The sequence below is a fragment of the Bremerella sp. JC817 genome (assembly GCF_040718835.1).
Lineage (GTDB): Bacteria > Planctomycetota > Planctomycetia > Pirellulales > Pirellulaceae > Bremerella.
Map to the genome: position 1 here is coordinate 562,821 of NZ_JBFEFG010000280.1, position 21,504 is coordinate 584,324.

Sequence of the window (21,504 nt, forward strand, 5' to 3'; positions counted from 1 at the left end):
GACGGCCCCCACCGTATCCTTCAACACGATGGTTTCCGATGTTCGCACCTTCTCGCAGCCTGCTGGCTGGTGTTTGTCTGCTTGTTTTTTCGTCGACTGTTTTTGCTCAAGGTACCGCTGCCGATTACGAGCGGATGGAAGGTCTTTACCGGGCCGCTCAGGGCAAAGTGACCCAGACTCGGGTCGAACCACATTGGCTTCCCGACGGCGATCGTTTCTGGTATCGCGTCGATCTGGGCGACAATCAGAACGAGTTCATCCTGGTCGACGCCACCACCTCGACGCGGAAAGCGGCCTTCGATTCGGCCAAGCTTGCTCAGCAGTTGGGCGAAAAGCTGGGCAAAGAAATCGAACCGCTGAAGCTTCCTTTCCGCACGATCACCTTCGCGGAAGATCAACAGTCGATCCTCTTCGACGTCGAGAAGACCCTATATCGCTTTGAACTGGAAAGCAACACACTGAGCACGGTCGATCCTTCCGACAAAGATGCCGCCAAGCCGGCCGGACCATCGCAGACTCGTCCTTACCCGTCGGTCGATAAGGGTGGCGAAGTCAGCATGAAGATCGTCAACTCCTCGGCTGAACCGATCAAAGTGTTCTGGATCAATCGCGAAGGTCGTCCGCAGCTTTACGACGATTTGAAAGCAGGCGGCGAGTTCACCCAGCGCACGTTTCTGGGGCATGTCTGGATGGTTTTGAACGCCAAAGGTCAGGCCCTTTCAATCTATGAAGCAACCGACGGCGACAATCACCTGGTTCTGGACGGCAAGAATGCGTGGGACATGCCACGCCGCCGCCGTGGACGTCCCTCGGGCGAAGGTTCGCGTCGTCTCTCGCCTAATCGCGAGTGGAACGTCGCCATCGAAGACCACAACCTCGTCCTGCTAAAGCAGGGTGGCAGCGAACGCGTGCAACTGACCGAGGGTGGCACCGATAAGAAGTTCATCGAAGGCAACGCTTACTGGTCGCCTGATTCGAAGCGACTGTTGGTGATGGAAACCACGCCGGGCGATCAACGCGAGATCACCATCGTCGAGTCCTCTCCGAAAGATCAACTTCAACCGAAGGTTCATACGCTGTCGTACGCCAAGCCAGGCGACGCCATCCGACTTCGTCGGCCACGTTTGTTCGACATCGAGAAGATGGAAGAGATCGCCGTCGACAACAGCTTGATGGATAATCCCTGGGCCATCGATCGCGTAAAATGGGAAGAAGACAGCAGCGAGATCCGCCTGCTGTACAACCAACGCGGTCACCAGGTGATGCGTTACCTGGCGATTCAAGCGGATGGTACCGTGCGGACGCTAATCGACGAAACGACACCAACCTTCATCGACTGGACGAACAAGGTCTTTCTGGAAGAACTGCCGGAGTCGAACGAACTGATTTGGATGTCGGAACGCAGCGGCTGGAACCATCTTTATCTGGTCGACGCCAAGTCGGGCGAGGTGAAGAACCCGATCACCGAAGGGGATTGGGTTGTGCGCGAAGTCGAGAAGGTCGATCCGGAGAAACGGCAGATCTTCTTCAAGGCAGGCGGCATCGTACCAGGCCAGGACCCTTACTACATCCATCATTGCCGCGTCAATTTCGACGGAACCGAGCTCACGATGCTCACCGAAGGGGACGGAACACACCGAATCCAGTACTCGCCGGACGGACGTTACCTGATCGACGAGTATTCGCGGGTCGACATGCCTGCGGTGCACACGCTGCGTAAAGCGGACGATGGCTCGCTGGTGTGCGAACTGGAAAAGGGGGATTGCTCGCAGTTGATCGAAACCGGCTGGAAGCCAACCGAGCGATTCGTGGCGAAGGCTCGCGATGGCGAGACCGACATTTATGGTGTCATCTACTTCCCCACCAACCACGATCCGGCGAAGAAATATCCGGTGATCGAGTACATCTATGCTGGGCCGCAAGGGGCATTCGTGCCGAAGCAGTTCAGCACCGGCAGCCAACTTCGCGAGATGGCCGAGCTGGGTTTCATCGTTGTGCAGATCGACGGCATGGGGACTAACTATCGCAGCAAGGCGTTCCACGACGTTTGCTTTAAGAACTTGAAGGACGCTGGCTTCCCCGACCGGATCTTGTGGATGCAAGCCGCCGCGAAGAAGTTCCCCAGCATTGATCTCGACAAGGTCGGCATCTACGGTGGTTCGGCCGGTGGTCAGAATGCGACGGCCGCCGTGCTGTTCCATGGCGACTTCTACGATGCCGCGGTCTCGGACTGTGGTTGCCATGACAACCGCATGGACAAGATCTGGTGGAACGAACAGTGGATGGGTTGGCCCATCGACAAGTCGTACGAAGAAAGCTCGAACGTCGTCAACGCCCACAAGCTGAAAGGGGACTTGTTCCTGATTGTTGGCGAGATGGATACCAACGTCGATCCGGCCAGCACCATGCAAGTGGTCGACGCCCTGGTCAAAGCCAACAAAGACTTCGACCTGCTGGTCGTTCCTGGCGGTGGCCATGGCAGCGGCAGCAGTGCTTACGGTATGCGTCGAACGCGCGATTTCTTTGTGCGAAAGCTGCACGGGGTAGAACCACGTCGGTAAAGTTCGACTACACTTAGCGAAGTAATTCCATATCTTTTATGGTGCTTCGCGATGAACGAACCGAATCCTTTTGCATCTCCAGCGACGGTCGAGGGATCGAACTCCGGTTCCTCGACCGTTCGTGTTGGGCCTGAGCTTCTGCCGCCACCTCCGCCGGGCACATTCAATTCGCCGGCGGGGATTCTCTCGTCGGTGTTTTTGTTGGCGGCGGTGGTCTTTTCGCTCTTGGTGCTGACCCTATCGGCGGCGCTGCTGCGCGATGTCTTGATGATCCAAGCAATTGTCTTTGGCGTCTGGCTTGGCTGCGGCAACGCACCTCTCGGGCAGCGATTGCTCTTCAGCTCTGCGCTGGTCCCGTATATTTACTTCGCCGCCTACCAGACCAGAAGACTGCATCAGACCGAAGTAGACTCCTTCGCAGCAAGCGTGATGATTGCCTTCATCATGACATTGACTGCCGACTTATTCTTGTCGCTGCAAACGTCTCGCTCGCGCTACACGGTCCGTATGTCGACCGCTCACTGGCTCTTGCTTGCCATCGGCATCATCGTGGCAGGCGTTGCCTGGAGCTTGGCGGTGGAGAAGCCCTTCACGCCTGAGGTGCACTTGGCTCGAATCATTCTTATGAGCGGCATCTGCCTGACGGTCACGCTCCCGCTTTTGTATCGCAAATATGGGCATACCTGGGGCATGTGGCCGCTGATGTTTGCTTGTGCCCTGTTCCTTTCGTCGAGCCTAAGCCTTTCGATCGGAGGCATCTCCGCGTTGACTCTCGGCCCTGGCTTCGCCCTTGTGTTTGGGGCGACGGTTTACTCGCTCGACTACTTCCTGCGCTGCCTGGGAAGCTCTTTCGTGCCGTTCCCGAATTGGAGCTCTCCTCCGATTCAGCCGCCGGAGGAAGAACCACCGCTCGCCTGATCCGGACCTCGCAAACCGCTGCTAATGCGTATTTTTCGGATCGATGTGCACCAGAAACACCCCATTTAGCCGGAACAAAGGTTAATCTTTCGCGCCGGGTAATTTCTGGATGAACCCTCCTTCGTTATGGAATATCCTTAAGGAAGGTAGGCATTGCCCCGCGATTCTGGGCAAGCGAACACGCAACGCATCCACAGCCCCACATGGTGGAATGAGCGATAATCCTGTCGAAGAGGAACCTCCGTCTCGACCGTCTCTGCTGACGGTCCGTCACGTCGAGCGCACCTTCACCATGGGCGAGGTGAAGGTCGAGGTGCTCAAGGACTTGTCGTTCGATGTCTACGACGGCGAAGTCCTGGCGATGGTCGGCCCTAGTGGTTCTGGCAAGTCGACCATCTTGAACCTGATCGGCGGCCTCGATCAGCCCAACCATGGCAGCGTCCTCTTTGACGACATCGACCTGGCGAAGGTCTCGTCGCGAGCCCTGACGCGTTACCGACGGAAGCATGTCGGATTCGTCTTTCAGTTCTATAACCTCGTGCCGAACCTCACCGCGCTCGAGAACGTTCTTTCCGCAGCCGAATTGGCCGACCATCCACTCGATGCCGAAGAGATGTTGGCGAAAGTCGGTTTGAAAGATCGCATGGACCACTTTCCTTCGCAGCTTTCAGGGGGCGAACAACAACGCGTCGCGATCGCTCGGGCCGTGGTCAAGAATCCCAAACTGCTTCTATGCGACGAACCAACCGGTGCCCTCGATTTCGAAACCGGCATCAGTGCCTTGGAACTGCTGCTCGAGTTCAATCGTGACCTGGGAACGACCGTGCTGATCATCACGCACAACACGGCTTTGGCCGATGTCGCCAGTCGCGTGATCCATTTGCGCAGCGGCGAGATCGTGAAGATCGATGAGAACGCTCAGCCTCTGCCACCGTCCGAGGTGGTGTGGTGAGCATCCTGAATCGGAAGCTGCTTCGCGACCTGCTCGCTGCCCGCGGTTTGTTGATCGCGATCATCAGCATCATGATGCTCGGTTCCGCCTTGCTGATCGGCATGCAGTCGACGTTCTACAACATGCGGGCCGCGAAGGATCGCTATTATCGCCAGTGCAAGATGGCTGACTTCTGGATCGACCTGAAGAAAGCCCCGCTGGCCGAACTCGAAGTTTTGAACTCGATCGATGGCATTCGGAACTGGCAACCTCGCATCCAGTTTCCCGTGACCGTCGATTTAGAGGACCGCGTTCGTCCGCTGAACGGCACGGTGATCTCGATGCCGAATCAAAGGCGCGCAGTCACCAACGATATCGTGCTGGTTCGAGGCGACTATTTCACTGACAAGGGGGAACCGGAAGTCATCGTCAACGACAAGTTCGCCGAGGCGAACCGTCTCCATCCTGGACAGAAGCTGCATCTGCTGCTGAACAATCGCCGCGAGCAGTTCCTGATTGTGGGGACCGCGATTAGTGCCGAGTTCACGTACCTGATCGGTCCCGGCAGCCTGACGCCCGACCCAGAGAACTTCGGCGTCTTCTATTTGCCGCAGAAGCAGATGGAAGAGCTGTTCGACTTTGAAGGAGCCGCAAACCAGGTTGTCGGCCATTTCACTCCGCAAATCGGCAGGCAGGCCGACGAAGCGATGGAACTCGCCAAGCGGCGACTTGAATCGTCTGGCTTCATGAGTTCGACGCTGCTGAAAGACTTTACCTCGAACTACTTCGTCAGCAACGAAATCAACCAGCTCAGCAGCATGTCGGCATTCATGCCTACAATGTTCCTGATTGTGGCGGCGTTGATTTTGAACGTGCTGATGACACGACTTGCCAAACAGCAGCGAACCACCGTCGGAACGCTGAAGGCACTGGGCTACAGCGACGCGACCATCTTTCTCCATTTCCTGCAGTTCGGAGCGGCGGTCGGGCTGATCGCCGGGCTGCTGGCGAGTTTGCTGGGAACGTTGGTCACGATGGGGATGCTGGCCCAATATCAAAACTTCTTTCAGTTCCCTGACCTGCGAAACGATTTCTATCCGCAGACCCATCTGATCGGCTGGAGCGTGAGCGTGATCTGCGCGATGCTTGGCAGCGTACATGGTGCTCGGCAAATGCTGCTGTTGCGGCCGTCGGAAGCGATGCGACCCGAGCCGCCTGCGAAAGGTGGTCGCATTCTGCTCGAGCGGTTCACGCTCTTCTGGAATCACCTTTCGCCGGGCTGGCGTGTGACGCTGCGGTCGATGGTCCGGCATCGAACGCGTTCGGCAATTGCTTTGTTCGCGGGAACGGTCGGGGCAGGGATCCTGGTCAGCGGTTTGATGATGATGGAAGCCACCGAGTATTTCATCCGCGACGAATTCGAACGTCGCAATCGCAGCGACATCGATCTGACCTTCAAAGATGCCTTGGATCGGCAGGCCTGGTACGACCTCTCGCACCTGCATGGCGTCGATCGCGCGGAACCGTTGTTCAACGTCGCTTGCGACTTTGTGCATGGTCCGTACCAGCGTCAGGGGGCGATTCAGGGAATCTTGCGCGATGCTCAATTGACCGTGCCGACCGATCAAAACGATCGTAGGATATTGATCCCGAGCGTCGGCCTGGTGATGGAAAGACGACTGGCCGAACATTTGCATTTGAAGGTGGGCGACCTGGTCGAAGTGAACCCAAAGGCAGGGCGTCGCGATCCTCTTTCGATCCCACTGACCGCCGTCAGTGATAGCCAGTTTGGCTTGAATGTGTACGCGGATCTCGAGTACCTCTGCCGTCTGCGTGGCGAGTCGTTCGCGATGAGTGGTGCCCAGTTGAAGATCAATCCAGCCGAGAGCGTTCAGCACGAACTGTATCGTTCGCTCAAGCAGATGCCGGCGATGGAAGCCATCAACTCGCGATTGGAATTGATCAAGAACATGCGCGAGACGATCGTGCAGAATCAAAACGTGGCGATCAGCATGATCGTCCTGTTTGCCGGAACGATCTTCTTCGGCAACGTGCTGAACGCCTCGCTGGTGAACCTATCCGAACGCCAGCGCGAAGTCGCCACGATGGGAGCGATGGGTTACACCCGTTGGGAGATCGGGCTGCTGTTTCTGCGAGAAAGCCTGGTTTTGAACTTAATCGGAGCCCTGTTTGGGTTGCCGCTTGGATATGTGTTGATTGGTTTGATGACGCAGATGATCGATCAAGATCTGGTGCGTTTTCCAATCGTGATGGCTCATTGGATTTGGATCAGTGCGTTGATCACGGCGTTGGCCTTCACACTGCTGGCCCATGGAGTCGTTCAATGGCGGATCCAGGGCATGAATTGGCTTGAGTCGTTGAAAGTTCGCGAGTGAGTGCCTTCCTCCGGCACGTTTTCGCAAAGAGAGAAGAGACCATGATCAAAACGATTGCAATTGTCGTCGGTCTGCTGCTGGTTGTCGGCGGCGTGTGGTACCTGACCCAGTCAGGCGGACCACCGGTCGATGTTGTTGTCGCGGCCCATCGGCCGATCGAAGAGTACATCGACGAACAAGGTAAGACCCGCCTGCCGCGAACCTACGTGATCTCGATGCCGTTCGATGCCCGCATCGGCGAGATCTCGTTAGAAGAGGGTGACCCTGTCACCCAAGGGCAGCAGGTCGCACGCATCGTGCAAGAGGACGTCGAAGCGGAGTTTGCCGAAGCGAAGGCGGCCGTCGAACGTCTGGCAGCTTCGATCCGCGAAACGGGTGACAAGTCGGTCGAAGAGACCACTCGGCAGCAGGCCGAGTACTTCGTCCAGTCGATGGTCAACACCGTCGAAGCCGCCAAGACGCAGATGACCGCCAGCCGTTCTCGCTACGAGTACGCCAGCACCTTCCTCGGTCGGGTTCAACGGCTTATCGAAAAGGGGGCTAAGACCGAAGACGATCTCGACCGGGCGAACCTGCAGAAGGTTGAAAGCGAAACGGAATACCAGACCGACGTTCTCACTTATCAGGCGATCCTTTCGATCGATGCCGCCACGCGGCTGCTTCCCAGCATGGTGGGTCAGTACATCGATCGCAAAGACCTCTCGGTCGCTGTGCTGCAACAACAAAAAGCGGAAGCGGAAGCTCGGCTGCGAACGGCCCAACTTCGCCTGGAACGATCGACCATGACCAGCCCCGTCGACGGTGTGATCCTGGCCAAAGACCTCATAAGCGAGCAGCAAGTTGCCGCAGGAACAAGGCTGCTTGAGATTGGACAGTTAGACCAACTGGAAGTCGAAGCGGAAGTTTTGAGTCAGGATGCGACCCGTATCAAGGCAGGCGATCGGGCAGAGATTTATGGCCCCTCGCTTGGCAAACAAGCAGGGGAGGGGATCGCCATGAAAGTCGAACGGGTCTACCCGGCTGGGTTCACCAAAGTCAGCTCGTTGGGGGTCGAACAGCAACGCGTGCTGGTGATCCTGCGGTTTGATTCAGGCGTCACCGTTGACGCATTGGAGCAACATGGGCTGGGCGTCGACTATCGCGTTCAAACCCGGATCTACACCGACGAGAAGCCTCAGGCACTCGTTATTCCCCGATCTGCCATTTTCCGCAATGCATCGGGAAGCTGGCAGGCATTCGTTGCGAACGAGGGTCGGCTGGAACGTCGCGATCTGCAACTCGGCCTGATGAACGATCTCGAAGTCGAAGTCATCAAAGGAATCGAAGCTGGCGAGCAGGTTTTGATTTCGCCCGAAGCATCGCTGACCGTCGGAGCTGCCGTTTCGCCGGTGGAAGTTGGTGCCCCAGAAGAAGGCGCATAAAAAACCCCACAGACGGGGCAGAGCCTGTGGGGCCGATGCTAAGGACGCGAGCGCCCTCAGCTTCATCTCAAAGTGTACGTCTATGTGATACGCATCATTCTACACCCTTTTAAAAAGAGTCCAGGAATGATTGCATAATTACTTCTTGGTTCCTAGTCGTTCTCACGAACTTCAGATTATTGCAGAATTCGGGAACGTAAACAGCACGTTCTTTCAAATTTCACAGTTTTTTGCAGTTCAACCTTCACACGGAATCCCTATCGGACTAAGCGATAGCAAGCTACAGACTGGGTTTGCGACAGGTAGCCCCAGCAAGTATCGTGGCACTACCGAAAAGCCAGCTTGGGATGCTGGCGAACAACCATCGCAGATGCCCCCCTCAACTGTGGTCGGTGATCACCGCCGAACCATCTTCCGTAAAGCGGAGACGAATGTCCGTAATCAGCACTGAGCCAGTTACTACGAAACGGCAACAAAGCGAGTTCGTGGAGTTTCCGTGGAAGCTGTATCAAGACGATCCACTTTGGATTCCGCCCCTGCGTCAGAACCTCAAAGAGTTAGTCAACTTCGCTCCCCATCCGTTCTACAACCAGAACGAGATCCAGTGCTTTCTGGCACGCCGCGACGGCGAAGTTGTCGGCCGGATAGCTGCGATTTTAAATGTTGGTCACAACGAACGTTACAAAGAGAAGCGAGGCTTCTGGGGCTTCTTAGAATCGGTCGACGATACCGAAGTCAGCGGTGCCCTTTTCGACGCGGTAAAAGCCTGGTTCGCGGAGAAAGGGATCTCCAAGATGCGGGGACCCGCAAACCCTTCGCTCAATCATGAGGTCGGGACCCTGGTCGAAGGGTTCGATACGTCGCCCGCGTTCATGATGACCTACAACCCGCCTTACTACGCGCGGCTGATCGAAGACTACGGCTACACCAAAACACAGGACATGTATGCGTTTTGGGGGCATATCGACATGCTGGAGGGGCTCGACCCCAAATTGCAGTTCATCGTCGACGAAGCCAAGAGCCGCTTCAACTTGAAGCTGCGTCGGATGGACCGGAAGCGTTTCAAGGAAGACGTCTACACATTTCTCGACATCTACAACCGATCGCTCGTTGGGACGTGGGGCTTCGTGCCGATCGACAAGTCGGAAGTCGATAAGATGGCAGCCGATCTGAAGCACTTGCTAGTGCCGGAACTGACTTCGGTCTGCGAGGTCGACGGCCAGGTAATCGGGTCGATGTTCGGCATGCTCGACTACAACCCGCGCATCAAAAAGATCAACGGCAAGCTGTTCCCGTTCGGCTTCATGCGGCTGCTATGGAATAAGCAGGCAATCAAAAACATGCGTCTGATTTCGACCAATGTGGTCCCCGAATATCAGCGGTGGGGGATTGGCCTGGTGATCCTGGAACGGCTCGTTCCGGACATCAAAAAATGGGGTGTGAAGGAAGTCGAATTCTCGTGGGTGCTGGAAAGCAACCACCTCTCGCGTGCTTCTTTAGAACGGGGTGGGGCGAAAAAGTCGAAGACTTATCGCATGTACGATTACTCTCCGGCCGAGAAAACGCCCGAATAATCGGCCTCGAAAATATGGTTTTCGTCTGACATCGCGTGCCGCGGGGACGCTCCCGGCACGCAATCTGCGTTTGCTTTCCCAACGCTTCCCGATATACTAAGGATGGAATGATTGTCATTGTTCCCGCGCATGGTCCATTAAGTAACAACCCCAAGGAGTGTTATGTCTAAGAAAGAAGAGGCTCTTGAAGTCGAAGGCACGGTGACCCAGGCCCTGGCCAACACCCGCTTTCGTGTCCAGTTGGACGTCGGTCCGACGGTCATGGCGCACGTTGCCGGCAAAATGCGTAAGCATTTCATCCGTATCGTTCCTGGCGACCGTGTTCGCGTCGAACTGTCTCCCTACGATATGACCAAGGGACGCATCGTCTTCCGAGAGCGTTAATAGCTCGCCCGGCGAGAAGCTTCTGTACTCTCGCTTGATTCCCCCTCGAATCCTGTCCGAGGGCTGGGTCTGTTCCGGCAGCGCCCTTGGTTTTCTGGGGAAAAGTTGCCTGCCTTACCACGGCAGAGGGTTCATCCAGCCATTTCCGGCGACGCAGCTTTCCGTTGCGCCAAGATTCTTTCCCCACCGTTGAAACTTCCGCGGAAAAACGGTGGTAAGCTTGCTGGAAATGTACGCGCCGAACTTCTTTGGGCCTCGGCTCCTTGGCTTTAACGGCCGCTCGGTCTGCGGTACATTTGGACAGATTCCCCCGAAGGTTGGGCTACCAGCCGACTTCCCTTCCCGCGCTTTTGATGGGGGAAGGCCACTCTGATTAATCAACCCCTCTCAGGAGACGGATGCAGTGAGCAAATTGATCCAACGTTGTCGCATGGCTGTCGCAGGCTTGTTGCTTGCCGCCATGCCGATGGTCGCCCTTCATGCCCAGGACGCCGAATCGAAGCCCGTAGCGGTCGTATCGGTCGCTCCACTGAAGAAGATTCTTGGCGACGTTCAGTACCTGGCCGACGCTGCTCAGCAGACCGATGCCGGTCGAATGGCAGCCTTCATGGCCGCTCCCTTCACGGGCGGAATCGACAAGGCTCGACCGATCGCCGTGGTGGTGATGACCAACGGTCAAGACTTCGCCCCGACCGCTTACCTGCCTGTCGAAGACTTCGACAAGCTGGTTGCCACCGGAACCGAACAAATCGGTCCACCAACCGATGTTGGTGAAGGGGTTAAGATGTTCACCCCTGGCCAGATGCCAGTCTTCGTCAAGCAGATCGGTCAGTGGGCCGTAGTTGCGATGGATCAGGAAAAGCTGGCCAATCCGCTGGCGGACCCAACCGCACTGCTGATGACCTTGCCAGCCGATTACGATTTGGCTCTGAAGGTTTTCCCGGGCAACATTCCTGAACTGTACCGCACCGTTTTCATCGAACAGCTGAAGACCGGTATCGAACTGTCGCTGCAGCAGGAACCAGATGAAACCGACGAAGAGTTCGCCGCTCGCAAAGAGCAGCTGAACAACCAGTTGGCCGACATCGATCGCATCTTCACCGAACTGGAAGACATCACCGTTGGTTGGAACGTCGACGCGACCCAGCAGGGTACTTACTTCGACATCGCCTACACCGCCGGTGAAGGCAGCGAATTCGCCAAGTCGCTCGCTCTGAACAGCGACCTCGCCACCGAGTTCGCCGGGTTCACCAATCCCGCTTCCGCTTTCAGCTTCCAGGTCACCGAAAAGCTGACCGACGCTGACATGCAGCGTGTTGGTAAGCAGATGAACGATCTGCGAGATCAGGCTGTCCGCCAATTGGTTGCCGATGGCGAACTGGATGGCGAAGATTTGGAATCGGCCAAGAAGGTGATCGATCTCGCGATCGATACCCTGATCGAAACCGCCAAAACAGGTCGCATCGACGGCGTGATGTCGGTCGATCTGGCCGACGGCAAGGGTGTCTTCCTGGCTGCCGCTCACGTTGCCGATGGCCAGCGTGTGGAAGACGGCTTTAAGGAACTGGTCAAGTTGGCTGCCGAAGATGGCCTGCCACCGGTTGAATGGAACGCCGGCACGCACCAGACCGTTCGTCTGCACGTGCTGAAGGTTCCGATGGACGACGCTCCACCAGAAGCCAAGAAGATCCTCGGCGACTCTCCAGAAGTCGTTCTGGGTGTTGGCGAAAAGAGTGTTTACATCGTCGGTGGCTACGATGCCATGGCTCGCATCAAGAAGGGCATCGATGATTCGATGGCCGCAACCGATGCCAAGTCGTCGATCTTCGCCATGCACCTTGCCGCTCTGCCGATCTTGAAGATGACCAAGGAAAACAGCCCACGGCCTATGCCAGGCGTCGACGAAGCAATCGAAGCCCTCTCGGGTGGCAACGATAAGTTCATCGTCTCGGGTGACATCACCGATCGCGTCGTCCGCATCCGGATCATGATGCAGGAAGGCCTGATCAAGGCGATTGGTGCTGGCGTTGCCGCTGCCAACGCTGCTGGCCCAGCCGGTGGTGACTTCGAAGACGACGCCCCGGCCTTCTAAGGTCGACGGATCAGCCGTTAAATCAACCTGAAAGAGACCTTTCCTGGAAAGGTCTCTTTTTTTGCGCCGGGTGGGCGAAAACGTGTGTCTCACTACAATAAAGTGCTGATCTCATGCCCTCTTTCACGGTTTGGTAAACGACATGCCACAAGTCCCCACGTTCTCGACGTCGCGCCAGGAAATCGCCGGAGTTTCCGTCAAGCAGTTGGCCCAGCAGTTCGGCACCCCGACCTATGTCTACGACGCCGCTAAAATTGTCGAGCGCGTGAAGGACCTGGCTTCGTTCGACGTGGTGCGTTACGCCCAGAAGGCCTGCTCGAACTTGGCGATCCTGAAACTGGTTCGCGAGAACAACGTGATGGTCGACGCCGTGAGCGCCTGGGAAATTCGCCGAGCCCTGGCCGCTGGTTACGGGACCCATGGCGAACCAGCCCCAATCGTCTACACCGCCGACATCTTCGATCGCGAAGCCCTCGAGCTGTGCATCGAGCATGGCCTGCATGTCAACTGCGGCTCGCCTGACATGATTCGCCAACTCGGCGAAATGGCTCCCGGTCGCGAGATCACCCTCCGAATCAATCCTGGCTTCGGTCATGGTCACAGCCAAAAGACCAACACCGGCGGTCAGCAGTCGAAGCATGGTATCTGGCACGAACAGCTGAACGACTGCTTGCTGCTGGCCGACGCCAACGGTTTGCAGATCACCGGTCTGCACATGCACATCGGTAGCGGCACCGACCTGGAGCACTTGTCGCAAGTTTGCGATTCGATGGAAAAGGCCGCTCTGGAAGTGGGCCGCAGCATCAAGACCATCAGCGCTGGCGGTGGCCTGCCGGTTCCTTACAACAGCTCGCAGTCGTATGTCGATCTCGACAAGTACTTCGAACTATGGGACGCCACGCGTAAGAACCTTGAGAAGGCGTTTGATCACAAGATCTCGCTCGAAATCGAACCAGGTCGTTACCTGTCGGCTGAATCAGGCTACCTGATCACTGAGATCCGTGCCGTCAAGCAAATGGGGGACAACCTCTTTTACGTCGCCGATGCTGGCTTCAATAACCTGGCTCGTCCGATCATGTACGGTGCCTATCATCCGATTTCGGTCGCTCGCCTGGATGGTCAGCAGATCGGAGCCGAGCATGACGTGATCGTCGGTGGTCCGCTCTGCGAATCGGGCGACATCTTCACGCAGGAAGAAGGTGGCTTCGTCAGTGCTCGGAAGCTTCCACCCGCCACCGTTGGTGACTTGCTGGTGATCGAGTGTGCCGGTGCCTACGGTTACTGCATGAGCTCGAACTACAACTCGAAGCCAATGGCAGCCGAAGTGCTGATCGAAAACGGCGAAGCCCGAACGATCCGTCGTCGTCAAACGTTCGAGAGCTACATCGCTGACGAAATGGTCTAACTCTCACGGAGACCACCGTGCCGCGGAACATCGAAATCAAGGCTCGTCTCGCCAATCGCGCGGAAGTGGAAGACCGACTGATACCGCTGATCGACTCCGGTCCGATCACGTTGCATCAAGTCGACCACTTCTTTCGCGTGCCAGACGGGCGATTGAAACTGCGGCAAATCAATGGCGAACATGCCGAGTTGATCTCGTACCATCGATCTGACTCGGCTGGCCCGAAGACGTCGAGCTATCGCCGCGTGCCGGTCATTCATCCCGAGGACCTCACGGCACTGCTCGGCGACATTCTTACCCCGCTGGGTACCGTCGTGAAAGAGCGAACGTTGTACCTGGTCGGTCAGTCGCGAATTCATCTGGACGAAGTCGAGAGCCTCGGAAGCTATCTGGAACTGGAAGTCGTGCTCAACGACGATCAGACCGAGGAAGAAGGGTCCGTCATCGCAAACGACCTGATGCAGCGACTTGGCATCCAAGAAGACGACTTGGTGATCGGGGCGTATCTCGACCACTTGCTCAAGTAGTCCAGCGAACATCGTCGCCGGCGTTGGCCATCACCTTCGGCAAATCGAAGCGGACCTCCAGGATCGAGAAGTCATCGGCAAGTTTGTTGCTGCCGGTCAGATGCCGCACGTAACGATAAAGCTCATCCATTTTCGAGCGACCTGGTTCGACAGGCTGGTTCATGAAGGTCACGAACTCGTCGAACGTCCATTCCTTGCCATCTTTCTTATGGATCTCGAACACGCCATCACTGAATAAAAACAGCCGGGAAGGGGAGGGGACCTCGATGCAGTGGGTCTCGAAATGAGGCCAATCGATCATCCCCATCAGCGGCCCATCCGAAGCCAGGCGAATCGGTTTGCACGAATCGCTTTCGTAGAGCAGCACCGACGGATGACCACCGCCGCCCCAACGCAAGGTTTGCGTCGGTCGATGGAAGACACCATACCACATGGTGAACAGTTTGTTGCCGTGCCGGTCCATCGTGAACGATTCGTTCAAGCCCTGCAGCACTTCGCTTGGGTTGCGGAAGTCGGCGCCCGGTAGCGAAGCACCCCGAACCACGTTCACGATACTGACCGCGAGCAAAGCGGAATCGATTCCGTGACCGGTCACGTCGAGCAGATAGATCGCCATGTGATCGTCGTCGATCCAGTGATAACCCATCGCATCCCCGCCGAGGTCTTCCGACGGAACGTAACGCCAGTCGATCGCGATCGGCCCTGACGCTGGCTCCGGGATCAACCTTGCCACATAGTCAGCACCCGCGTCGAGGTCGCGTTGCATTCGCTCGTTGGTGCGTTCCAGCTCTTGGGTACGTTCGCGAACAAGCTCTTCGAGGTGAGCGTTGTAACGTTCGAGCTGCTGGTTCTTCTCCCGAAGCTCTTCCAGTAGCGCGGCCCGCGATCGCATGTTGATTGCTTCCCGCTGGCGGTCGAGAAATTGGCTCGATAACGAACCGCTGAAATTGGTCACCTGCTTACGAAAGACAATCTCTTGCGCTTCCTCACCACTGGCGTACTGATGCACTTCATCGAAGATCTCGTACAGTGCGGTCGAGAGGCGCGTATGCTTCGACGTCAAGAACTGCAATCCTAGCACCAGTTCGGCGTGGGCTTCTTCGACATGCACGAATAAGCAGCCTGGCACCGGGTGCGTGAGCAATTGCCGGACAAGATCGGACAACGACGTCGCCATGCGCGTTGCCATGGCGGAACTAAATCCGAATGCCGCACCGAGTCCCAGAATCTTGCGACGCACTTCGACAATCGCCGACTCGTCGAACAGGCGGATATCTCCGAGTTGGGTTTTCATTGGAACCTCGCCACGATGCAAGAGGCGTCGTCGTGCGGCTGACCGAACGTTTCAACGACTCTCTGGGCTGCTCGTTGACTGGTATCGCATCGAAGTTGGGGGCACTGATCGAGTTCAAATCGACCTGACACGCCATCGCTGTGCAGTAACAGCAATTCCCCTTCCCGCAGCGTTAGCGTTTCGAGGGAAGGAGTGCGCATGGTCTGTCCAACCACCCCTTCGCGGGTCAGCATATGCCGCGGATGGCAACCGAGCGTACGACAGACGGTGTTGCCGATCCCAACGTAACGAACGTCGCCCGTGGAAGGCTCGATCGTCACCAGCCCGACGACGGCGCCGCGCCCTTTCGCTTGATGCTCTTGCAAGTATCGCATCAGCGACAGCAGGTCCCATTTCGGAGTCCAGCCACGAATCGCTTCTTCGATTTCGATCGCGGTGGAATACGCTTGCGGGCCGTGCCCCAGCACGTCGACTAAAGCCAGAAAGACAAACTCTGGTTCGGTCTCGACAATCGCCAGGTCACCACCGACACAATGACCGACCGCGTTCCGAACAAAGCGACCGGTTTGCAGTTGGGTGGTTGTCATCACTTCCATTTCCTCACCGTTATCCTGGACCCTTCGCCCACGTTCGATTGAATCGCGAACTCGTCCATCAATCGCTTGACGCCTGGCAAACCCAGGCCCAGCGTGCCACCGGTGCTGTGATGATCTTGCATGGCTGCCTCGATCGATTCGATCCCGGGCCCATGGTCCCAGGCAACCACTTCGATCCCTTGTTTTGTTCCCCGCGTGATCTGCCGGAGGATGATCTCTCCGTGGTCGGCATACTTCAGGATGTTGCGTGCCAACTCGGATACTGCCGTCGCGACGAGTGCGACCTGAGTTCCCTGCATGCCAACGGACTGGGCCATCTTGCGAGTTGCCATGATGGACCGGGCCAGGCTGGCCTCGGTACTTACCCAGATCCTCAGTTCCGGCAGGTTCATCCGATTGCCCCGTCGCACCTCCCTTGGCTACCCATCTGCGGTTGAAGCAGGTCGAATGCCTGATCCAACGTCAACGCGGTTTCCAATCCGCTGAAGTCGAGATCGTAGTCCATCAACGAACAAGCGATCTCAGGCTTCACCCCGACCAGCATCGAACGCGCGCCCATCAATCGCGACATCCGCATAATCTCGCGAATCGATTCGAACTCGACGCAATCGATCACGTCGACGCCCGATACGTCCAACAGCACCACGCGGGTTTGTGTCTGTTGGATCTTTTCGAGTAGGTCGCGTTTGAAACGAAACAGAACCGAATCGTTCAAGTCGATCTGGATCGAAGCCACCAGGCAGCCGCCCGTGAGTTGCATTGGAATCCGCGGAACATGCGCGGAGTCATGGTTCATGTGCGTGTCCCATCTTCCCGCAAGACAAGTTTCATCGCTTCAAAAGTGCCACGCAGCGCGTCTTTCAACGTCGCCGTCGTGCGGATGTCGCCGACGTTGATACCAAGTTCGACAATCGTCTGCGCGATCGCTGGCGACACGCCGCTGATGGTGCACGTGCATCCCATCAGCCGTGTCGCCTTGGTGATTTTGATCAAGTGATTGGCGACTGCCGTATCGACGACTGCCACCCCGCTGATATCGAGGATGAGCGTTCGTGAGTGGGTGTCGGCAATCTTGTGCAGCACGGCCGTCATGATGTCCTGGGCTCGTTTGGAATCGATGATCCCCACGATCGGCAACATCAGCACATCGTTCCACACTTCGGTCACCGGCGTCGACATTTGCATCAACGAGTCGTGCTGCTCGGCGATGATGCAGTTGGTCTGCCGCATGAAGGTATCGACCACAATCGCCGTGTCGAGCATGATCAGCTTGGTCACGGCTTTGATGGCCTTGGCATAACGATCGCCCGCCAGGCTGCGGTCGTACAGAACATCGGTCCAGATTCGTAGCGAGCGGTACATGCCCGACACGTAGACCGGCAATGGCAAACCGATACGGGCATGATTCGCGCCGACCGATTTACGTTTTTGAACATAGACATCGGTGATTTCTGCTGAGAAGAAATCTTGCCAATAGCGGACCTGAAGCATCTTCACCCGCTGCAACGTCGCCGGGTCCGAGAAGTACATCTCGTAGTCGGGTTGCGTTTTCAGCCAGTCGTAAAACTCGCGGATGAAGTCATCCATCCGAGGCATTACGATCTTGGCGTATTCGAGGATGAGTTCGATGTCCTCCGCGGTAACGTGATACAGTTCGCGAAGTTCTTCAGCCGACAAGTTCCCGAGATCACAGTGCGCATTCATGGATCAGGCTATCAGGTTGATGGCTTTTCGGTCAGAGATTCAGAGGAGACGACCTATCCGAGCCGGGCGCGAAAGGCAGTTAAAGCCTAGTACGCGAATCGGCATAACGCCGAAAATCCAAAGCGCAATCGGAAGCGGGTTTTCCGCTAAATCACTGGTGAAAACGAGGAATAGAACCGATTTGCCTCAACTCGTCCGCTTGCGGAAAACCGAGGGCCCGGTAGCGTGCCGGGTATGTTTCCAGGTCTTCCAACTGAGAACCGAGCACCGATCGCACCGTTTCCCAGGTACCACTGGCCAACGGTTTCATGTGCGTCGAATCCATAAAAACCACCACGTCGGTTTGCGGCAGAAGTGCGTGATCGCACTCAGGCCACACGCAATACGATTGCAACTGACGGGTCTTCAAATCGCGAATCAGGTAATAATTCGCTACAAAACCTTCTTGCCCCGATTGGGAAAATCCCAACTCAATCGCCTCTCGTTGATCGCGATACTCGTGCGCGAGTCCATGCAGATGCAATTCCAGCAAGGCTTCATGCTGCGGATGGTTTTCCGGTGGGAGCCATGTCTCCCATCCGTCCGAAGTCAGACGGCATGGCGTCATACTTAAAGGTCGCGGGTCGTCCTTCTTCTGCCAGGCCAACTCGCTCATCAAGGTCAGACCGACTTCATCTTCATCGCCGGTCACAATCAGGCAGTCGCGCGTCGGTGCCATGGCCACCGGCAAGCCACGTACTTCCAACTGGCGGATCCGATCGTGTAACAGCATCCGCGAAGCGTCGTAATGATCTTGGTTGCGAAACAGAAAGACCCGGTCATCAAGCTTCGTGACCGTGGCCCCCATTCCGCCAAGGTTGTCGAGCGCGACTTCCATCAGTTCGTAGAGCGATCGATTCCACTGCTGCATTCGATCGACGTCGATACTACGCATGGCTTCGGGCAGGTCGAATATCGGCATCGCCAATAAGTGACTTCCGATCGGAACATACGAAACGCCCAGATTTTCCTTGCCGGCAAGTCGGTATTCCAGCGAGGTAATTTCGAGGTAGGCCCGGCTGCGAACCATTGGCAGGATATCGGGTTCGGCATCCTCGAACGCATCGGGTATCGACTTGTGATGCGATAAAATGGCCCGTGTGATCTGACCGATGTAGTCGTCGCGACGATCGGCTGGCAGGCGGCTGTATTCGCTAAAAATGTTGCCGAGATTGGCCACGCCTGCGAGTTCGCCCTGGTCGTAAAAGCAGAACTGGTAAGCGTCTGGCTCGTATCGGATCTCTCGCTGCTCCCCAGCCTCCTTCACCCTTTGGAGAAGACGCTGGGCGAATTGATCGCGTTTGGATGGCCCGAAGATGTACTTAAGTAAGTCCATAACACATACCGCGAGAGAGTTGGTTCGATGCGGTGCGATGGAGATCCGCCGTCTATTCTATCGCCTGGCAACGGCAGAACCAATTGAATTCGCTCTGAGAACTTCCCTTCCGATTGAGGTTTTCCGTAGCAACATAACCGCTCCGGACGTTGCTATATTGTCCACCTTTCAGGTATTCTTGACGAACTCGGGCCCAGTTTTTTGTCGATATCGTCTGTATGGGGCAATCCCGCAAGGGACCAAGGCCAACGAATCTTCACGGCGGATTCTTCGTTTGACACTTTGCCTAGCTCTGTCAGCCTCTTATGCACGATTCTCATCCCAGATCCAATGACTCGCAGAACCCTCCCGAGATTCTGTTAAGCATCTACGTGCATGGGCAGCGCCAACCGATCTTCGACGACCGGCTTGGCAAAGAAGTCCACGAGATCAAGGTTCGTGATCGCTTCGTGATTGGTCGCCAGGATGTCGCCAAAGGGGAACCGGGCCCCTTTCGTACGATCAGCTTCACCGACCGCCGCAAACTGATCATCACTTCCTATCACCAGCGCGAGGTCTCGCGACAGCTGCTGGAAATCGCTCCAGACCGCGGCGGTGCTTACCTCCGCGTGGGGAACGTCGGCAACCACGAGGTTCCGGTCTCGCCCGCCACGGAAGGGCGGATCGCCCATAAGCAGGTCAAGACGTTCGTCACCCAGAACCTGACTCAGCAACCGATTCGCTTGATGGTGGGGTCGAACATCGCCCTGCAGTTGAGCACCAGTCGCTCGAACCCCGAGGCCGAATTCAACGAGCCACCTCAAGGGATGCTTTCGCAAAGCGTCGCCGACGTCACCCGGATGCTGAGTCAAACCCGGGCCAGCGAAGGCGCACCGACGCCCGACAGTCCATCGAGCGACGATGTCCAGCGGATTTTGAGTGCCGTGAGCGCCGTGCTGGAGAAAGCGGCCAACTCGCCCGACTTCTACAGTTCGGCCGCCGAGAATGTTTGCAAGCTTGGCAACTTCGATTCGTGCTCGTACCTGGGGCTCGATCAGATGGCCAACCAGTGGCAGTGCGAAGTGACCTGGCCAGCACCCCATCAGGAAGCGGAAGAGACACCACGCTTCGACAGCAAGGCGCTCGACTTCATCTGGAACAATCGCCAGACCTGGTCGACGCCAACCAGTCTGGAAGAACACACCGACGACCATCGCGTGGTCGTCACCCCGGTCCTGTCGCGCGACAGCGTTGTCGGAGCGTTGTACGCCTCGAAGAAACGCCAGCCGATCAGCGATCAGATGCTGGTCGACTGCGAAGTGAAGTTCGTTGAAGTGATCCGCGATTGTTTGGCAGTCGGGCTCGAACGTCTGCGAAAGGAACGCGAGGTTGCCAAGCAACAGATTTGCCTGGCCCAGTTCTTTCCGCCGGGAATCGCCGATCGAATTTTGAACGACCCGGCGCTGCTCGAAACTCGGGAAGAGAACATCTCGGTCTTGTTCTGCGATATCCGCGGATTCAGTGCCATCAGTGCCGAGCTCGGCGCGTTGCAGACGATGAAGTGGCTGCGCGAAGTTCTGGGCGAGCTCTCGGAATGTGTGATCCGCAACGATGGCGTCCTGCTGGAGTACGTCGGCGACGAGCTCGTTGCCATGTGGGGTGCCCCGGACGAGCAACGCAACCACGCCGATCTTGCCTGCCAGGCAGCCGTCCAAATGGTCGGCAAACTCGAAGCCTTGAACGAAAGCTGGGCCGATCGGATTCCGGCCGAGATGTTGCCGTTCGGGCTGACCATCGGGATCAACACCGGCGACTGCGTGGTGGGCCGGAAGGGAACCGACTTCAAATATATGTGGGGCCCGCTGGGACCGACGGTGAATATCGCCAGTCGCGTGCAAGGTGCCACCAAGCAGTTCAGCCCCAAGCCAATCGACGACGACACTCCGGCCAAGTTCACTCCGCCGACCATTCTGATTACCGAAGCGACCCGCGTCGCGTTGATGTACGAGTTGCCTTCGCGTTACTTGGGCTCGATCCGGGCAATCAACATTCCCAAGCCGGTCCGCGTGCACGAGATCGCCGCGAATCCTTCTTCCAACTGGCCTCAGCTTCAATCGCTGTACGAAGCTGCCTATCAGCAGTTCACCCAGCAAAACTTCCTGGAAGCACTCAACACGCTCGATTTGATCACGCGTGAGAAGGAATTCCATTTCGACGGGCCGACGAAGTGCCTGCGAGATCGAGCCCTGACCTTGCTGCAGAATCCACGGCAAGTCGCCTCGGACCATCCCGTCTGGATGCTCGACCGCAAATAGCTTCGGTCCGCTGGGAATTCAAAAGAAACAGA

At 56.9% G+C, this 21,504-nt stretch carries 17 protein-coding genes; 11 read left to right on the forward strand and 6 right to left on the reverse strand.

The genetic code is table 11. The features are described 5' to 3' along the window. Positions 1 to 38 precede the first annotated feature (38 nt). The 10 genes from AB1L30_RS20635 (at position 39) to AB1L30_RS20680 (ending at position 14,209) form a co-directional block, all read left to right on the forward strand. Positions 39 to 2,561, forward strand: a complete 2,523-nt coding sequence (locus AB1L30_RS20635; RefSeq protein ID WP_367015557.1) for a prolyl oligopeptidase family serine peptidase — start codon at positions 39 to 41, stop codon at positions 2,559 to 2,561. 51 nt (positions 2,562 to 2,612) lie between these two features. Further along, complete coding sequence (locus AB1L30_RS20640; RefSeq protein WP_367015559.1) at positions 2,613 to 3,479, forward strand: hypothetical protein; 867 nt, start codon at positions 2,613 to 2,615, stop codon at positions 3,477 to 3,479. A gap of 211 nt (positions 3,480 to 3,690) precedes the next feature. After that, complete coding sequence (locus tag AB1L30_RS20645; protein ID WP_367015561.1) at positions 3,691 to 4,431, forward strand: ABC transporter ATP-binding protein; 741 nt, start codon at positions 3,691 to 3,693, stop codon at positions 4,429 to 4,431. After that, positions 4,428 to 6,806, forward strand: a complete 2,379-nt coding sequence (locus AB1L30_RS20650; protein WP_367015563.1) for an ABC transporter permease — start codon at positions 4,428 to 4,430, stop codon at positions 6,804 to 6,806. The genes AB1L30_RS20645 and AB1L30_RS20650 overlap by 4 nt, the downstream gene beginning before the upstream one ends. A gap of 41 nt (positions 6,807 to 6,847) precedes the next feature. Continuing rightward, on the forward strand, positions 6,848 to 8,227 hold the full coding sequence (locus tag AB1L30_RS20655) for an HlyD family efflux transporter periplasmic adaptor subunit (protein WP_367015565.1): 1,380 nt from the start codon (positions 6,848 to 6,850) through the stop codon (positions 8,225 to 8,227). 485 nt (positions 8,228 to 8,712) lie between these two features. Beyond that, entirely contained in the window at positions 8,713 to 9,801 is a 1,089-nt protein-coding gene (locus AB1L30_RS20660; RefSeq protein WP_367015567.1) for an N-acetyltransferase, read from the forward strand. A gap of 162 nt (positions 9,802 to 9,963) precedes the next feature. Then, positions 9,964 to 10,185, forward strand: coding sequence for a translation initiation factor IF-1 (infA, locus tag AB1L30_RS20665; protein WP_105331308.1), 222 nt, complete (start codon positions 9,964 to 9,966; stop codon positions 10,183 to 10,185). 403 nt (positions 10,186 to 10,588) lie between these two features. Further along, the gene (locus tag AB1L30_RS20670; RefSeq protein ID WP_367015569.1) at positions 10,589 to 12,277 is read left to right on the forward strand and encodes a hypothetical protein; all 1,689 of its coding nucleotides are present in this window, start codon (positions 10,589 to 10,591) and stop codon (positions 12,275 to 12,277) included. A 142-nt stretch (positions 12,278 to 12,419) separates the two neighbouring features. Beyond that, complete coding sequence (lysA, locus tag AB1L30_RS20675; protein ID WP_367015571.1) at positions 12,420 to 13,682, forward strand: diaminopimelate decarboxylase; 1,263 nt, start codon at positions 12,420 to 12,422, stop codon at positions 13,680 to 13,682. Positions 13,683 to 13,699: 17 nt separating this feature from the next. Beyond that, positions 13,700 to 14,209: a class IV adenylate cyclase gene (locus AB1L30_RS20680; RefSeq protein ID WP_367015573.1), complete on the forward strand. Its 510-nt coding sequence runs from the start codon at positions 13,700 to 13,702 to the stop codon at positions 14,207 to 14,209. Here AB1L30_RS20680 and AB1L30_RS20685 read toward each other — a convergent pair. From AB1L30_RS20685 to AB1L30_RS20710, 6 genes are all read right to left on the reverse strand, one after another. Beyond that, positions 14,202 to 15,503 carry a SpoIIE family protein phosphatase gene (locus AB1L30_RS20685; RefSeq protein WP_367015575.1) on the reverse strand — a complete coding sequence of 434 codons (1,302 nt, stop codon included), beginning with the start codon at positions 15,501 to 15,503 and terminating at the stop codon, positions 14,202 to 14,204. The genes AB1L30_RS20680 and AB1L30_RS20685 overlap by 8 nt on opposite strands. Continuing rightward, the gene (locus AB1L30_RS20690; RefSeq protein WP_367015577.1) at positions 15,500 to 16,090 is read right to left on the reverse strand and encodes a SpoIIE family protein phosphatase; all 591 of its coding nucleotides are present in this window, start codon (positions 16,088 to 16,090) and stop codon (positions 15,500 to 15,502) included. The genes AB1L30_RS20685 and AB1L30_RS20690 overlap by 4 nt, the downstream gene beginning before the upstream one ends. Next, entirely contained in the window at positions 16,090 to 16,491 is a 402-nt protein-coding gene (locus AB1L30_RS20695) for an ATP-binding protein (RefSeq protein ID WP_367015579.1), read from the reverse strand. Before AB1L30_RS20695 ends, AB1L30_RS20690 begins: the two co-directional genes overlap by 1 nt. Continuing rightward, a complete protein-coding gene (locus tag AB1L30_RS20700; protein ID WP_345089356.1) occupies positions 16,488 to 16,895 on the reverse strand; it encodes an STAS domain-containing protein in 408 nt (135 codons plus the stop codon). The genes AB1L30_RS20695 and AB1L30_RS20700 overlap by 4 nt, the downstream gene beginning before the upstream one ends. After that, positions 16,892 to 17,803, reverse strand: coding sequence for a protoglobin domain-containing protein (locus AB1L30_RS20705; RefSeq protein ID WP_367015581.1), 912 nt, complete (start codon positions 17,801 to 17,803; stop codon positions 16,892 to 16,894). Before AB1L30_RS20705 ends, AB1L30_RS20700 begins: the two co-directional genes overlap by 4 nt. Before the next feature lie 151 nt (positions 17,804 to 17,954). Beyond that, positions 17,955 to 19,178, reverse strand: a complete 1,224-nt coding sequence (locus AB1L30_RS20710) for a DUF1444 family protein (RefSeq protein ID WP_367015583.1) — start codon at positions 19,176 to 19,178, stop codon at positions 17,955 to 17,957. A 305-nt stretch (positions 19,179 to 19,483) separates the two neighbouring features. Here AB1L30_RS20710 and AB1L30_RS20715 point away from each other — a divergent pair, with 305 nt between their 5' ends. Further along, positions 19,484 to 21,472 (forward strand): adenylate/guanylate cyclase domain-containing protein, encoded by a 1,989-nt coding sequence (locus tag AB1L30_RS20715; protein ID WP_367015585.1) that lies wholly within the window; start codon positions 19,484 to 19,486, stop codon positions 21,470 to 21,472. Positions 21,473 to 21,504: the final 32 nt, after the last annotated feature.